The organism is Peribacillus sedimenti (assembly GCF_046237635.1).
GTDB classification, from domain to species: Bacteria; Bacillota; Bacilli; order Bacillales; family DSM-1321; genus Peribacillus; species Peribacillus sedimenti.
Window position 1 is genome coordinate 2880428 of sequence record NZ_CP143547.1, and the last position, 15631, is coordinate 2896058.

Genomic DNA, 15631 nt, shown 5'->3' on the forward strand with positions numbered 1-15631 from the left:
TCGCTCGAAATTGCGATCTATTTTCTTATAGTAGACTATAAGCTTGTTTTTAAGGCCAGTACACCCATCTAGACCTGCTAAACTACCAAAGAGACCTCACATCTATTTTTTCATTACATGAAAAGCATTCGGCTGAAATGTTTCTTCCGCTGCCTGACGCTTCCAGCGCGGTATGGCATGTCCTGCATTTTAAATCGATATAATCAATATATTTCTGGAGGATGGTTTTGGTTATTCCGCTATGGTTTCCACAGTAGTTGCACATCAGGATTATCCTTCCATTAGCTGCCGGTTCCATGACCCGCCTGCTTCGGCAGACATGGCACTGATCCCAGGACTTTATATACTGTCCCAGGGAATACGAGGGCCGGTAGCTGACAAGCTTTTCCTGAACTTGCTGCTTTGTATATTGACCTGGCTGCAAATTCAGGAAACTGGAAAGGAGCTTCACTGCCCGTTTTGAAACAAGCCGGCATGTTATATCCTGCGCATCGTATGAACGGTAATGTTGGTTATCAGCCATAACAGGTGTCCCAATCCATAGCGTGTTGCCATCAATGATGAGGAAAGGCATGACTAAATCTCTTGTTACATGATGAAACGATGCAAGCGGTATCCCATCCTTCTTTGGTGTAACGAAGGTAACCTCGGCAATGAAATCTGCATGTCTTAAAACATTCCAGATTGCCTTGTCCATTTTTGAGGGGTTAGGAACGGAAATAAGGATTTCTTTCGCATTTGATAAATCCTCCAGCAGCAATTTCTCGTAATCCTTATCACCAAACCATCTTAGATTGGCGTGCTGCGGCTTTTGCAGCACTGTACGTATTTCATTGCGTGTATAGGTGTGATTATTCCTCGATAGATGATCAATCAAAGCGTTCACTGCCCGCTTCTTAGATACTCTTGATTCAATATAACTCCGGTCTGCAATATTGATAAATTTGCCCTTCGCCCTTGTAATAGCAACATTGATAAGGCGGTCGCTAGTCTCATCAGTCAGAAGGACACCAGCCCTCTGTTGTGGGAAACTATCCACATTATCAAAGATAACCATATCCCGTTCAGAGCCTTGAAATTTGTGCACTGTGGCCGCTGTGATTCCTTTATCTCCACTATCCTTTGCCTCTTCCGGCATTAAATCCATCAGGCAAGCAGTTATAAATCTTGCTTGTGCTTTATACGGAGCAATAAAGCCAATAGAGTTGATCCCGTTTTTCTTTGCCGAGAGGATCAACTGCATGGAGATCAGGGCAGACAATATGTTAAAGCGTGAATCTGAAGAAGCTTCCTTCAGGCTGTATGCTGCCATGTTTGACAAGTCAACCAAAGCAGCTGCTTCATTTAAGAACGGAGGTTTATTTACTATTTCATCCCTTGTTTTGGCAACCGTTTCATGGTCGAAAACTCTATGATTATAGATAAACTCGTTTGTAAAGGAGGATATGTCAGGGTGCATCCTTCGCTGCTCTTTCAGCATAAATAAATGCGGGTGCTCCTGCCCCTGCTCCACCGCCTGAACAATTTTGGCTGCATGGAAGATATCCCGCTTCAACCAAAAGTCCACCAGCTTATGCTCCGACATTGCAATTGGCGGCAACTGGCGGAAATCCCCGCAAATTACGATCTTCTTTCCGAGTGAGCTTGCATAGCCAATCTGAGGAATGGAAGCCATACTTGCTTCGTCTACCACCACCAGATCATATTCGCGCTCGTAAACAGCGGGGTCCATGGCTGCCTTGGCAAGGGTGACACCTAACACGGAAGCCTGATCGACAAACTTGGATTCTTCCTTCTTGATTACATTTCTTAGTTTATTTAACTCTTCTTCAACTCGGACAAGCTCTTCGGAATTCCTGTTCCTCGTATCCAACTGTATTAGTTTCTTTAACCGTGACCTTTCCGACAGCAGTTTTTGTATCTTCTGCTGTGTATGCATGCTACTGTTTTCTACTAATCTTGAGGTCAGAATATCACGGTGCCTCAACAAATTAGGGTCGGCGCTGAAGCCATATCTTATAATCTCACCTGGCTTCCATTTGAGCTTCCTCTTTATCAGCTCTGCCAACTCCAACATCAATACGTCCACCGCAGCATTGCTATGTGCCAAAACTAATATCTTCTTGCCCCTTACATAATTTTTGGCTATCACCCTGGCTAAAGTGAAGGTTTTACCAGTTCCGGGCGGTCCCCAGATATAGGTAGCGGCATTATATCTGGAACGTAAAACCGCCTCGTCTACTGCATTTTTTATTTTCTCAACAGGATGTTTGACTGCCGTTTTTCCGGAGAGCAAGCGGCTGGCCCTCTTTAACTTGATGTTAGAAGACTCCATTGAGTCCAATCTCCTAGAAAGTGCTTCTATGACTTCCCATGGTTCGCTGAACAATTGTGCTTCTTCCACCTTATCCCCCATGAAGGCAGTCACCTCTATGACTGCTTCAAAACCTTCCACCGAAACAATCTTCCCGTAATATGATTGATTCCTGTGCTCGATCCGGACAGGCGTATCATCCGGGAACATGTCATCGGAGGCCAACAAGAACAGGTAGGTAAATTTCCTTTCCTGCTTCCTCAGACATTTTCCTTCCGATAAAAAAAATCTGGAACCGCCTTGATTTTTTAAATGATTTACTTCTATTTGAAGGGCCTTTTTCCATTGTGCAATGATTTCTTGAATGCTGGCCAATTTTTATCGCTCCAATCCAAAACCAACATAGAAAAGTTACTAATCGGTATGAAACGTTCCACTGTGGTCTGATAATTTCCCATTAGGACATTATATCAGAATTATTCTCTTGGCATGTGCGGTTATATTTACCTAACTGGGGAAATAACATGGCACCCTACGATCAGGCAATTAGGTGGCAGTTTGGATTTGATCTGCTGCCCCATTTGCAATAATAGAGTATTATCATGAAGGAAAAACCCTTCTGTATTAACTTGTTTTACTAGTAAATCCAGTAGCAAGCTGTCTTTTATATTTACTAACACTTACATGTGAATCATTTTCATATATCAGCCTTACTATGGAAGCAGATTCTCCAAATGGAAAAAATGAAAGGCTGCCTCAACTGAAGCAGCCTTCCAATCAATATGTCAGCTTATAAACCCTGCATTCATAAGGCCTTAAGATAAAACGTTCAATACTCTGATCCTTATCTCCCTCATAATTACTGATTAAAAGTGATTTATTTATATAGTCGATCCCTGTTTCAAATTCGGTTTCTTCTTCATAGAAGTTATTGATCACAAGCAGTTTTCCCCTGCCAAAGGTTCTGGTATAGGCAAAAATGGCAGGATGCTCCTCCAATATTAAGTCAAAGGAGCCCTCTACGATAATATCCTGTTCATGGCGGAGCTTAATAAGCTTCTTATAGTAATAGAACACGGAATCAGTGTCTTTTAACGCGGCTTCCGCATTGATTTTCAAGTAGTTTTCATTTACCTGAATCCAGGGCGTTCCGGTCGTGAATCCGCCGTTGCTTCCGCTATTCCACTGCATCGGTGTCCTTGCATTATCGCGGCTTTTTACATAAATGGAGTTCATGATCCCTTTCTCGCTATATCCACGTGTGATTCTTTCATGATACATGTTAAGCGTCTCGATATCCTTATAGTCTGAAATGGAATCAAACCTGACGTTTGTCATCCCGAGCTCTTCTCCCTGATAAATATAAGGTGTTCCTTTCATCATATGCAGGACAGTGGCAAGCATTTTGGCGGACTTTTCCCTGTACGATATATCATTTCCCCAGCGTGAAACAATCCGTGGTCATGATTATTCCAATAAAGGCTATTCCAGCCTTCGTTTTCCAGCTCCTTCTGCCACTTGGAAAAGTTCTGTTTGAGGTCCAAAAGGGAAAGCGGCTTTAAGTCCCATTTGCTTTTGCCCTTTATTTTATCAAGACTCATATGCTCAAATTGAAACACCATATTCAATTCCCGGCGGCTTTCTGCCGTATACTTCTTCGCTTCATCCGTTGAAACCCTCGGGCACTCTCCCACGGTCATAATGTCATAAGAGGACAGGACCTTCCTGTTCATTTCCTGTAAATGGTCATGGACCCTTGCCCCGTTATGGTCATATGGTATTTGCTCAACATTCCCGATTTGATAATCTTCATAAGAGGATAAAAACTCCTTTTTGGATATCATGTTGATCACATCCATACGGAATCCGTCAACACCTTTATCCAGCCAGAACTTCATCATTTTATAAATCTCTTCCCTTAAATCGGGATTTTCCCAATTCAAATCGGGCTGTTTTTTTGAGAACATATGCAGATAATATTCGTCCGTTTCCAGATCGAATTCCCAGGCACTGCCGCCGAATGACGCAGTCCAATCGGTCGGTGGATGGCCATCCACACCAGGACGCCAAATATAGTAATCCCTATACGGGTTATCCTTTGACTTACGTGCTTCCACGAACCATGGATGTTCATCAGACGAATGGTTGACAACGAGGTCCATCACAAGCTTTAAACCCCGCTGATGCATTTTTTCAAGCAGTTCTTCCCAGTCCTACATCGTTCCGAATTCATCCATTATGTCCTGGTAATCGCTGATATCATACATCATCATTTGGAGATTTAAACACCGGCGACAGCCAAACCACATCCACTCCCAATGTCTTCAGATAATCCAGTTTGGATATAATGCCCTGAATATCGACAATGCCATCTCCAGTGCTGTCCATAAAACTTCTTGGGTAAATTTGATATACAACGCTTTCTTTCCATCATTTCCTTGGCAATTCCATCAGCTCCAAAAATCAAAAGTACCCAGCTATCGTAATTTAAGGATTTGCTGAAATCAACTCTTCTATTTCTCCGGAAGATGGAAGTGCAGAAATGGCACCTTTTCCCGTAGTCGTCAGTGCTCCGCTGGCATTAGCAAAGGTGAGGATTTCAGAATGGTTTTCGGTTAGTATAGAAATAAGGTTTTCTGGCCGTGTTTCCATGGAAAGCAGTTTGAATAAAAAGGCTCCTATAAAAGCATCTCCTGCACCTGTCGTATCCTGTGCATTCACCCGAAATCCGCTGGAGTGATACACGTTATCATGACTATACAAAGCTGCTCCTGCCGAACCCTTTGTATATATGACAGCCTCTACATCTCCAACGAAAAGGGATTGGATGGCAGCTTCCACATCCTTAATCCCGGTTATAAATTCCAGTTCCTCGTCTGAAATCTTTAACAGATGTGCCTCAGGTATAAATTCAAGGATCGCCTGCCTGCATGCTTCCGGACTATCCCAAAGAGGAAGCCTGACATTTGGGTCAAAGCTGATAAGCCCGCCAAGCTCTTTAACTGCTTTAATGGCTTTTTTGTGCGCTAGTTTCATGGGACTCTCCACTAAGTCTACCGATCCGAAATGAAGTATGTCTCCTGCTGCAAACCAGGAAGGATCGATTTCCTCCTCTGTTAATAACAAATCGGCAGAAGGCTTCCGGTAAAAAGAAAAATCGCGTTCCCCATTATCTTTTAACGAAACAAAGGCAAGCCCAGTGTTTGCCTCACTAGTTCGAGAAACCTTATCCGTTTCAACCCCGACTTCCTCTAGCCTTCCAATCAAAAAATCACCAAATGCATCCGAACCGAGCTTAGTGATCATGGAGGACTGGCCGCCATATTTGGAAACTGCAGCTGCCACATTAGCCGGTGCACCACCCGGCGCCCTTTCAAAAGAGGTAACATCCTTTAAAGCCCTCCCCTTCTGCAGGGGGATAAAATCAATCAGTACTTCACCAATGGAAAAAAGCTTTCCCATGCCTCTCACCTCAAATAATTTGATAAGTAATTTTGTGTGCTTAAATAAGCGCGTAAAAGAAAGATACCAAGTAACGGCATCTTTCCTTTTACATGCAGTTCACTGCCTGAAAGCAGTGCTTATTTTTTGATATCCCATTTTGTTGCCTTCACGCGGGTATGGCCTCCCTTAGAAAAAAAGCGGATTCCCCGGCTGTCTGCTTTAGGAAAAATTCTGCCAGTAAAGACCTCTTCGCCATCATTAACAAACACCTCAACAGATGAAACATCCACGAACACCTGGAAGGTAACTTTTTCAGAATCAAGCGCACACTTCCGAATGGAACCGTATCCCTCGGCAACAGGGACCCCAGAATGCGTTCGGTCGAGAATCACTTTCTTATCCATTCTGTCATACTTAATTACTGTTTTTTCGCCTGTGCCCACTCTGAGCTCCAATCCAAACTGTTGTGCCGTACTTCCGGTAAATTCAGCGTGAAGCTCATATGTCTGCCCCTCAAACTCGTTTAAAGTAATGCTGCTGTTCTCGAGGTCAGCTTGTCCGTCTGTTTGATTCCCTCTCAAGTCCGCTGTCTCCCGAACAGGCTTTTGAATCAGTTTTCCGTTTCTAATTGAAAGTTCCCGCACAAGCGTGAGGCAGTGAGCCCATCCATTGATATCAGTTGGATAATCGATGTCAGGCAATCCCATCCATCCGACAAGAAAACGACGGCCCTCTGGGTCAACCATGGTTTGAGGTGCATAGAAGTCAAAACCTCGGTCAAGCTCAGTGAACTTTCCATGTACAAGCTTCCCCGCAGGTATATCTGCCTTACCCATGACATAGCCGGATTGATATATATTTTGAAATTCGTCATTGACAGGCGAAATTCCTTGAGGAGAAAACAATAGAATACTTTGCCCATCAAGCACGAAGTAATCCGGACACTCCCACATATACCCAAATTCTGTAAGTCCTGTCTCCATTTCTCCAAGAAAAATCCAATTCATTAAATCTGCAGATTTGTATAGTACAGTACAGCCAGTTTTGTTTGTCCTCTGAGCACCAATAATGGCGTAATAGACTCCATTCTCTTCCCATACCTTAGGGTCACGGAAATGGTCGGTATAGCCTTCAGGCACTTCTGAAATGACAGGCTGTGCGTTTTTCACAATATTCCCTTTCTCGTCCATTAGTGCGATACATTGAAATGGATGTCTGGTCCAGTTTTCATCTCTGGTATTGCCAGTATACATAAGATAAAGTACACCATCCTTTTCGAGCGCACTGCCTGAATATACACCATGGCTGTCATACTGATTCGTAGGGTGGAGTGCAATCCCGACATTCTCCCAATGGACGAGATCCTTTGACTTGGTATGATACCAGTATTTTAAACCATGAACCGGGCCGAGCGGGAACCACTGGTAAAACAAGTGATATTCGCCATTGAAGAATGAAAAGCCATTTGGATCATTGAGCAGGCCGGTAACCGGACTGATATGATAAGACTGTCTCCATGGACACTGGTTGACCAAGTTAGCAAGGTTCTGCAATTCTTCCTCTGTAACATCCTCGATTTTCCTGTATCTTTGCTCTTTTGTCCATTCCAAAAGTATCAGCTCCTAAAAAATATCAAAGGAGAATCTAGGATTCTCCTTGACTATGATTCTCTTCATGCAGCTTTCTTGTCTGCCGTGCTCCCGCTTTTTTGTACTTTCCTGGTATCTCTTCTTGCCAGAAAGAAGGTGACACTGAATGCAATTACAATAGCAATGATCATTCCTAGAATATATGAAATGATGGATGAAGGGTTGATGGAAATAACCCCTGGAATTCCTGCCGCACCCAACGCTACAGCTTTTACTTTTAATAAGGTGGCAAAAGCAGAGCCGAATGCCGAACCAATGATGGCACCAATAAATGGGTACCTCAGCTTTAAGTTTACTCCGAACATGGCTGGTTCCGTAATTCCAAGTAGGGCCGAAATCCCTGCTGCAGATGCCGTACCTTTAATTTTGGCATCACGTGTTGTCATCATGACTGCAAGAGTTGCAGCACCCTGGGCCACATTCGACATCGTCGCAATGACAAAGATAAATGATCCGCCTGTTTTTGCAATGTCTGCAAGCAATTGTGTTTCTACCGCGATAAAGCTGTGATGCATACCTGTGATAACTATCGGTGCATATAATAGTCCAAAGATCAATCCGCCAACAGCGCCAGTTGTATCATACATCCAGACAATCCCGTCGGTTAACAGATTACCGGCTGACCTTGTCAATGGACCAACCAATGTAAAGGTAAGAATTCCAGTAACAAAGATTGATAGAAGCGGTGTTAAAAGATTATCCAGCGCTGAAGGAATCACCCGGCGCAGGAATGTTTCTATTTTTGCCAGGATAAATGAAGCTGCCAGTACTGGAAGGACAGTCCCCTGGTACCCTACCTTCTCAATTTCAAGCCCAAAGATGTTCCAGACCGGGACTTCTCCTTTCAGAAGGGCTGCACCATAACCGTATCCATTTAGCAAATCAGGGTGAACCATCAGCATCCCAAGGGCTGCACCAAGATATGGATTTCCACCGAATCGCTTTGTAGCCGAGAAGCCGATTAATATGGGCAGGAAGACAAAGGCAGCGTTTGCAAAAGTATTAATGAGAGCGGCCAAATCTGCCATTTCCGGGTACGCATCTATCAGGGACTTTCCTGCAAAAAATAAGTCCTTGGCTGTAAGTACGTTGTTCAATCCCATTAATAAACCGCCAGCGACAATTGCCGGAATGATCGGAACAAAAATGTCGGAAAGCATTTTCACAAAACGTTGCAATGGATTTAATTTTTTCGAGCCAGCGTCTTTGACATCACTAGTGGACATCTCTTCAATTCCTGCTGCTTTAGAAAAATGCTTGTATACTTCATTGACTGTGCCTGACCCCAAAATGATCTGATACTGCCCTCCGGTTGAAAAAGTTCCCTTGACCACATCCATTTTGTCCAGACTTTCTTGATTTACCAAAGATTCATCATTGAGTACGAGCCGCAGCCTTGTTGCACAATGTGCTGCTGCTGAGACATTCTCACGACCGCCGATTGCGACTAAAATCTCTTCTGCAATGTTTTTGTGGTTCATAATGAACCTCCTTTATTTTTATGAGGAACCGGTTCCATTTTCATTTAAAAATGAAGGCGCCTTTTACGGAACCGGTTCCAATTTATTGAATTAGAGGACCGGTTCACTTTTTTGATGGAACCGGTTTCATTAATTGAATTATAAATCCAACTATACTAAAATGTCAACGCTTTCTCTTTCAATAATTTGATATTTTGATATGGAAGTTATTTCCACTTCCTCCTGGTCGATTAGCTTCAGCATATTTTTGGCTGCGGTTGCTCCAGCTTCATGATAAAAGAACTTAGCAGTCGTCAGGCCTGGATGTATCACTTCTGTAATGTCATAACCCCCGAATCCCGTTACAGATAGTTCAGCTGGAACCCTGATTCCTTTTTGATAAGCCGCTTTCAGGACTCCCAGAGCGATATTATCAGTCGCACAAACAATGATCGAAGGGTTGAAATTACAGGAAAAAATGCGCTCGGCAGCTTGTTGGGCAGCAGGTATGTTGAATTCCGACTCAAAATATCTAGCCTCGCAATCCGGACAGTCTTCAAGCGCCTTCTGGAATCCCCGCTTTCTTTTCACACCTACCGCAATATCTTTTTCGGTGACTCCCAGATAAGCAATTTTCCGGTGGCCTTTTTCGATCACATACTGCCCCATACTTAGGCTTGCATGAAAGTCGTCATGTATGACACTGTGCATATGAGCATGTTCTTGCCCAATCAGAATAACCGGGATTTGGACAGCCTCAAACGCCTCTTCATGGGCAGGAGTTATTTCAGTGGCCAAAAGGATGATGCCAGCCGCTTTTTGGTTCGAAAAACTATAGATGCTTTCAATTTCACGTTCAATATTTTGACTGGTATTGGATATGAGCATCTGATAATTATTTTCCTTTAATTGCTGGTCAATGCCAATAACCGTGTGCGACGCAGCATAAGAATCAAGACGCGGAATAATGGTTCCGATAATATTGGTTTTCTTTGCTTTCAAGCTCTGGGCAAAGGGATTGGGCGTATAGCCTGTTTCTTCGATCGCTCTTTCAATTTTCTTCTTGGTAGCATCCCCTACAGATCCCCCGTTCAGAAATCGGGAAACTGTACTTTTGGCTACCCCGGCAATTTTAGCGATATCCGAAATGGTAATCATTTGTCTAGTCAACTCCGTAACATTTGATGAATGGATCAAAGCATGGATTTTCTTGTATAAACTTTTTACAATAATGGTGACCCGCTGTAAAGCCATTGCTATATGAAAATCCTTTCTTCCACGTTTTGAATGGAAATGTAGGATCATCGCATGTAGTGAAGATTCATTCATCCGGGTTTGAATGGTATTGCAGCTTCATCAGCCGTATGATTATTCTCTCTTCTACGGTCTGAATGGTAATGCAGCTTCATCAGCCATATGAATATTCTTTCTTCCCAGTTTTGAATGAAATGCAGTTTCATCACCGGAATGAAGACTCTTTGTTCCATGTTTTGGATGCCAAAGTACTTTCATCATATAGAATGGAAATGCAGCCTCACCACCCCTATGAAGATCCTATGTTCCATATTTCGAAAGGAAAAGTAGTTTCATCGCGGTTTCTAAATGCTATATTCATATATTTATTAATAAGCTGCAAACAAAAATACCTTGTCTTACTGCTGCAGAGAGATATTCAATGGTATATATTAATCCTATTTTTAAAAATAACTCATCTGAAAATATTCTTCTTGTGCCATTTGAAATATATTTTGTTCTCAGGGTGAACCATTATTTTGGTCCCAGCGGTAAGGCCATATTTCAAATAATCTTCCTGATTGATCTCCAGGGAAATGTGAAGACGCCCTTGCCCATCGAATGCAATCAAACCGTTATTATATAAAGCTGCATGATTGCTGCATAGAAGCACTCCATTATATGGGTCGGCCTTTTCATGGTTTGTGCTATCCTTCCACGGCTTAGACTGGCTTACAGTCAACAATTCCGATAAATCAATGTCACATAAAGCACATTTACACTGCCATAATGGAAGCATTTCTTTTCTGACCTTTTCCAGTCCCATCCGGATCTTTGCCTTCAATTCAGATTCAGTCTCCACAATTACAGGAATCAGTGCATCGTGCTCTGTACTTCTTATCACATCAATCGAAAATTCAAGCTGCTCCTCATTAACAAGATAAATATTGCGTTCACTGATCAAGTCGAGTAGCTTGATCGCTAACTCCTCATTACATGGGTATAAATAGCCATGATTTCCAGTGGTATCTTCCTGAAACGGTGAATATTTGACCGGCAGCACCGGGGAAATCTGAGTGAAATTCTCCCGAATCTTAAGAGAGCTATCCAGCTCGAAGTATTCCAGGTTAACCAAATAACCTTCTTCATCACTGAAATTCATTTGTGCAGCAGCCGGCTTACTTGATAATGTACAGCCTTCGCGAACAATGCTGATCGCAACAATTTCCCCTTTCACATAATGAAAGATCCGGTCGCCTGTCTCCACTTCTTTCATTCTCTCCCAGGAATGCTGCTTCATCCCGCGCCTATCAAGTTGCGGCGTCCAAATGATTCCTAAATCTTTTTCCTCTGGATATGTATCGCCTTGCATCACAATAAAACTCCTCAATTTCTTACCCTCCAACACATAATGAGGAGCCTCGACTCTCCTGCTACCCCTATCATAACCTTATTCCAGCAAATAAGTACATGTGTATATTTTAAAATAATATTTTAACACATTATCAAGCGTTGATGAGGCGTAATCTATTACCCCGAGATAGTATTTATACATATAAAAACGCCGCTCCAAAAATTGGATGGCGTCTACTTCTTGTGTTCCTAAAAGAGTGCGAAAAATCCCTTCTTTGTTTGAGTCCTCTCATCAGGGATACATGCGTTACTCTCCTTTAAATATTGGTTTTCTCTTTTCCAGGAATGCAGATGTTCCCTCTCTGAAATCATATGTACCAGCAAGCTTTTCCTGTATTTCAGCTTCCAGGAACATTTGCCGCTCCAGATTTTCACTTTCTTGCTGGTAAACAAGCTGCTTTGTGTAACCGATGGCAAGAGGGGCTTTTTCCGCCAATTTGTCTGCAAGCTGAAGACAGTGGGAAAGCAATTCTGCAGACGGTACCACTTGATTAACCAGCCCAAACGCCAAAGCTTTGGCAGCAGAGATCATGTCACCAGTCATCATCATCTCCAGTGCAGCACCATTACCCACCAGCTTCGGCAGCATATAGGTACTTCCCGCGTCCGGAATGAAGCCTATATTTACGAATACTTGCCCAAACTTCGCCGTTTCGGAAGCAATGCGAATGTCCGTAGCAAGAGCCAAACTGAAACCGGCACCGGCTGCTGCCCCATTGATGGCACCGATTACCGGTTTTTTCATGCTTCTGATGGCTTTGACAATGGGAATGTAGCGCTGCTTCAAAGTCCTTTCGGGTGAAAAATCGCCCTCATCCATCTGAAGGTCTTCGCCAGAGCAAAATCCTTTTCCCCTACCGGTCAGTATGACACAGCGGATTTCATTGTCGCCAGAAGCTCTCTCTAGGCACTCCAGCAAGCGTTCACCCATTTCATCATTGAAAGCATTCAAAGTACGCGGCCTATTTAAGCTAATTATGGCAGTATTGTTTTTCTGTTCATAGATCACCGATGGTTCATTCATCATAGTCCTCCCTTTTCAAATAGTAGATTCACTCGGGATGCATGTTTGGCACCCAATAATAATTTGAAACTTTTTTCTACCCGTATATCGTCTCAACCTTCGAACAAAACCTCGGAAATTCCATAGTATGGCTGATTAGCTGAATACTTCTTTCTTAAACCTTTTCTTTCCTTCCTTTTTGGAAGATATTTTATATTATAGACTTTTGAATGGTTACCTCTATCTTCTAGACATACGGTAGTTATATTTAGTGTGATTAGCAGACACTCTCTGTCCATACAATAAAACACCGCCAATTGACGGATTAGCGGTAGAGAGAATAAAATAGGGTTTACCGATTATTAATTGTTATAGCTGTTCATAAATTTTCCCATTAATCTGTCCTGCATTCCAGAAACATGAAGTGCGAAGTAGATGGTTTCGTTGCCACGTGTTACTTCCAACGCTTGTGGAAATTCTTAAAAGTCGAACCAACCGACCATCAATCCCATTAATTTGCATAGTTCAGTACGGCGAACCAATTCAGTAATGATTCATTCCTAAACTCCCACTAGCTTGCCAATTACTGTTTGAATGGAATCGACAAGTACCTTTACCATTACAATCCCCTCCCTTAACTAAACTCTAATCCCTTGCATAATGCTTTATTTTTTCCTTATCTATTTCCATGCCAAATCCTGGGCCATCCGGGATGACGATTTCAAAGTTTTCATATGTAATGTTGTTCAATGTCAGGTTGTCTTTAAAAAGAAGCGGTCCAAATAACTCTGTTCCAAATTTCAACTCTGGAAGAGTGGAATAAAGTTGGGCGCATATTGCCGTTCCCAAACTGGATTCGATCATTGTGCCGCCGTACAATCCAAGTCCTGCCCCTTCGGCAATTGCTGCCACTTTTTTTGTCTGACTCAGCCCTCCCGCTTTACAAATCTTTAAAGCAATGGAATTTCCAGCCCGATGCTTTGCAATTTGGAAAGCATCGTAAATTGAATTCGCGGCTTCATCAGCCATAATGGGAACTCGAAAGCGTCTAGTCAGGCGCGCCATTCCTTCATGGTTCCATGAAGCCAGAGGCTGTTCCACCATTGAGACTCCACCGTCCTGTAAGGCGGCAATGCAGTAATTCGCCGTATCCTCATCCCACGCCTGGTTTACATCTACCGTAATCCTTGCATTGTTCCCAATTGCATTTTTAATTTTCAATACATGTTCAACATTTTTATTGGGGTCACCTTTTCCAATCTTCAATTTAAAAATGTTATGGCGCCTCTGGTGTAGTAACTCTTTCGCTTCTTCAATATCCTTTTCTGTATTTCCGCTAGCCAGCGTCCATGCCACTGGCAAGGCAGAGTTAATTTGTCCTCCAAACAATTCATACGCTGGAACCTCTTTGGCCCTTGCTGCCAAATCAATAATGGCTGCTTCTATTAATGCTTTGGCAAAATAATTGCCCCTTACCTGCTTGCCAACTTCGTACAGGATTTTGTCAAAGTGAACGGGATCCTTTCCAATCAACAGCGGGGTAATGTACTTATCAATGTTTACTTTTATCGCTTCTGGAGTTGATTCCCCGTAGGAAGCCCCCCCAATTGTAGCCACTTCTGACCAGCCTTCCCGACCTTCTTCATCCTTCAAGCAGGCGACAACAATTGTTTGTGTAACTATGGTATGCATTGCAAGCTGATGGGGTCGGACAGTTGGCAAATCTATTATAAGAACTTCTACTGATTGGATCTTCATTATTTAAGCAGCTCCCTATTCGATAAAGTTGGCCTCTGTTTTCTCCCGTACCTCCTCAATGGTGGCACCTGGCATCAGTTCCATAAGCTTTAGCTGTTTCTGCTTCACCTTAAAAACAGCCAATTCGGTAACGAGCATATCTACGGATCGAGTTGAAGTGATCGGATACGTACATTCTTTTAAAATCTTGCTTTGTCCGTCCTTAGAGGTATGATTCATGGTCACTATGACCTTTTTTGCCCCAACAAGTAAATCCATCGCACCGCCGACACCCATAATGTTCTTTCCTGGAACCGCCCAATTTGCAATAATCCCGCTTTCATCTACCTGGAGTGCTCCCAGTATTGCCACGTCCACATGCCCTCCGCGGATCATAGCAAACGAATCAGCACTATTGAAAAATGATGCACCAATTGCTTCACCAACTGGCTGCTTTCCGGCATTTACCAGATTTGGGTCAATCCTGTCTTCTTCAATATTCATCACACCTAGAAGTCCGTTCTCTGTATGAAGATAAACTTGATCATCCTCCAGATATTCAGCGACAAGAGTGGGTATACCAATGCCTAAATTCACGGTGTAAGGGCCTACAAGTTCCTTTGCAACTCGCTTTGCAATAAGATGCTGCAATACCTGTTTGCTTAATTGTGTACTCATCTGAATACCACTCCTTCCTTTGTAAGGATTTGCTGAGCCACAATAATAGAATCAATATAAAGATGCGGTGTGACAATTTCTTCAGGATCCAGCTGCCCAGGTTCAACAATTTCATCAACCTCGACTATAACGGTGTTTGCAGCCGTTGCCATAAGTGGATTAAAATTTCGTGCTGTTTTATAGTAAACTAGATTCCCCAAGCGGTCGGCTTTATGAGCACGGATCAAGGCGACATCGCCACGTATCGCTTTTTCAAACAGATATGTCACACCATCTATTTCACGTTCTTCCTTTCCCTTTGCTAAATTGGTTCCCACTCCAGTAGTGGTGTAATAACCACCCAGTCCAGACCCCCCTGCCCGGAGTGATTCTGCCAATGTTCCCTGTGGCAACAGTTCAAGTTCAATTTCGCCTTTTTGGTATTTATCTCCAACATCCCTATTGCTTGTAAAATAGGAGCCAATCCCTTTTTTGATTTTATTTTGATTCAGCAGGATCCCAAGTCCCTTTCCTGGTTCGCCCAGATTATTGCTGACAATGGTCAGTTCCTTTACATCCTTCTTCGTAAGCCCGTCAATCAAAGTAAGCGGCGCGCCAATCAGGCCAAAGCCCCCAACCAAGATGGTCTGGCCTGATTCAACGCAGGATAACGCTTCTTCAACCTCTTTTTTTATCTTGGACATACCTTTCCCTCCATTTG

Annotated in this window: 10 protein-coding genes and 1 pseudogene; all 11 read right to left on the reverse strand. The window is 43.0% G+C overall.

Translation table 11 applies throughout. The annotated features are described in order from the left end of the window. Positions 1-82: 82 nt before the first annotated feature. On the reverse strand, positions 83-2689 hold the full coding sequence (locus tag V1500_RS14265) for an AAA domain-containing protein (RefSeq protein ID WP_409300181.1): 2607 nt from the start codon (positions 2687-2689) through the stop codon (positions 83-85). A gap of 402 nt (positions 2690-3091) precedes the next feature. Beyond that, positions 3092-4702 (reverse strand): annotated as a pseudogene (locus V1500_RS14270) (alpha-glucosidase). Positions 4703-4801: 99 nt separating this feature from the next. Then, positions 4802-5776: a carbohydrate kinase family protein gene (locus V1500_RS14275; RefSeq protein WP_409300183.1), complete on the reverse strand. Its 975-nt coding sequence runs from the start codon at positions 5774-5776 to the stop codon at positions 4802-4804. 119 nt (positions 5777-5895) lie between these two features. Beyond that, the gene (locus V1500_RS14280; RefSeq protein ID WP_409300184.1) at positions 5896-7368 is read right to left on the reverse strand and encodes a sucrose-6-phosphate hydrolase; all 1473 of its coding nucleotides are present in this window, start codon (positions 7366-7368) and stop codon (positions 5896-5898) included. Between the two features lie 62 nt (positions 7369-7430). Continuing rightward, positions 7431-8888: a sucrose-specific PTS transporter subunit IIBC gene (locus V1500_RS14285; protein WP_409300186.1), complete on the reverse strand. Its 1458-nt coding sequence runs from the start codon at positions 8886-8888 to the stop codon at positions 7431-7433. Positions 8889-9038: 150 nt separating this feature from the next. Next, complete coding sequence (locus V1500_RS14290) at positions 9039-10025, reverse strand: LacI family DNA-binding transcriptional regulator (protein ID WP_409305999.1); 987 nt, start codon at positions 10023-10025, stop codon at positions 9039-9041. A 550-nt stretch (positions 10026-10575) separates the two neighbouring features. Then, positions 10576-11490 carry an HNH endonuclease gene (locus V1500_RS14295; RefSeq protein WP_409300188.1) on the reverse strand — a complete coding sequence of 305 codons (915 nt, stop codon included), beginning with the start codon at positions 11488-11490 and terminating at the stop codon, positions 10576-10578. A 270-nt stretch (positions 11491-11760) separates the two neighbouring features. Next, complete coding sequence (locus V1500_RS14300) at positions 11761-12540, reverse strand: enoyl-CoA hydratase/isomerase family protein (RefSeq protein ID WP_409300190.1); 780 nt, start codon at positions 12538-12540, stop codon at positions 11761-11763. A gap of 621 nt (positions 12541-13161) precedes the next feature. Next, positions 13162-14274: a muconate cycloisomerase family protein gene (locus V1500_RS14305; protein ID WP_409300191.1), complete on the reverse strand. Its 1113-nt coding sequence runs from the start codon at positions 14272-14274 to the stop codon at positions 13162-13164. Positions 14275-14289: 15 nt separating this feature from the next. Then, positions 14290-14931 carry a 3-oxoacid CoA-transferase subunit B gene (locus V1500_RS14310; RefSeq protein ID WP_409300193.1) on the reverse strand — a complete coding sequence of 214 codons (642 nt, stop codon included), beginning with the start codon at positions 14929-14931 and terminating at the stop codon, positions 14290-14292. Continuing rightward, positions 14928-15614 (reverse strand): CoA transferase subunit A, encoded by a 687-nt coding sequence (locus V1500_RS14315; protein ID WP_409300194.1) that lies wholly within the window; start codon positions 15612-15614, stop codon positions 14928-14930. The genes V1500_RS14310 and V1500_RS14315 overlap by 4 nt, the downstream gene beginning before the upstream one ends. Positions 15615-15631 lie beyond the last annotated feature (17 nt).

Bases quoted from the DNA above. Each gene is read 5' to 3' on its own strand.
- V1500_RS14315 (WP_409300194.1), bottom strand. From the start codon at position 15,614: ATGTCCAAGATAAAAAAAGAGGTTGAAGAAGCGTTATCCTGCGTTGAA.
- V1500_RS14275 (WP_409300183.1), bottom strand. From the start codon at position 5,776: ATGGGAAAGCTTTTTTCCATTGGTGAAGTACTGATTGATTTTATCCCC.
- V1500_RS14305 (WP_409300191.1), bottom strand. From the start codon at position 14,274: ATGAAGATCCAATCAGTAGAAGTTCTTATAATAGATTTGCCAACTGTC.
- V1500_RS14285 (WP_409300186.1), bottom strand. From the start codon at position 8,888: ATGAACCACAAAAACATTGCAGAAGAGATTTTAGTCGCAATCGGCGGT.
- V1500_RS14300 (WP_409300190.1), bottom strand. From the start codon at position 12,540: ATGATGAATGAACCATCGGTGATCTATGAACAGAAAAACAATACTGCC.
- V1500_RS14310 (WP_409300193.1), bottom strand. From the start codon at position 14,931: ATGAGTACACAATTAAGCAAACAGGTATTGCAGCATCTTATTGCAAAG.
- V1500_RS14290 (WP_409305999.1), bottom strand. From the start codon at position 10,025: ATGATTACCATTTCGGATATCGCTAAAATTGCCGGGGTAGCCAAAAGT.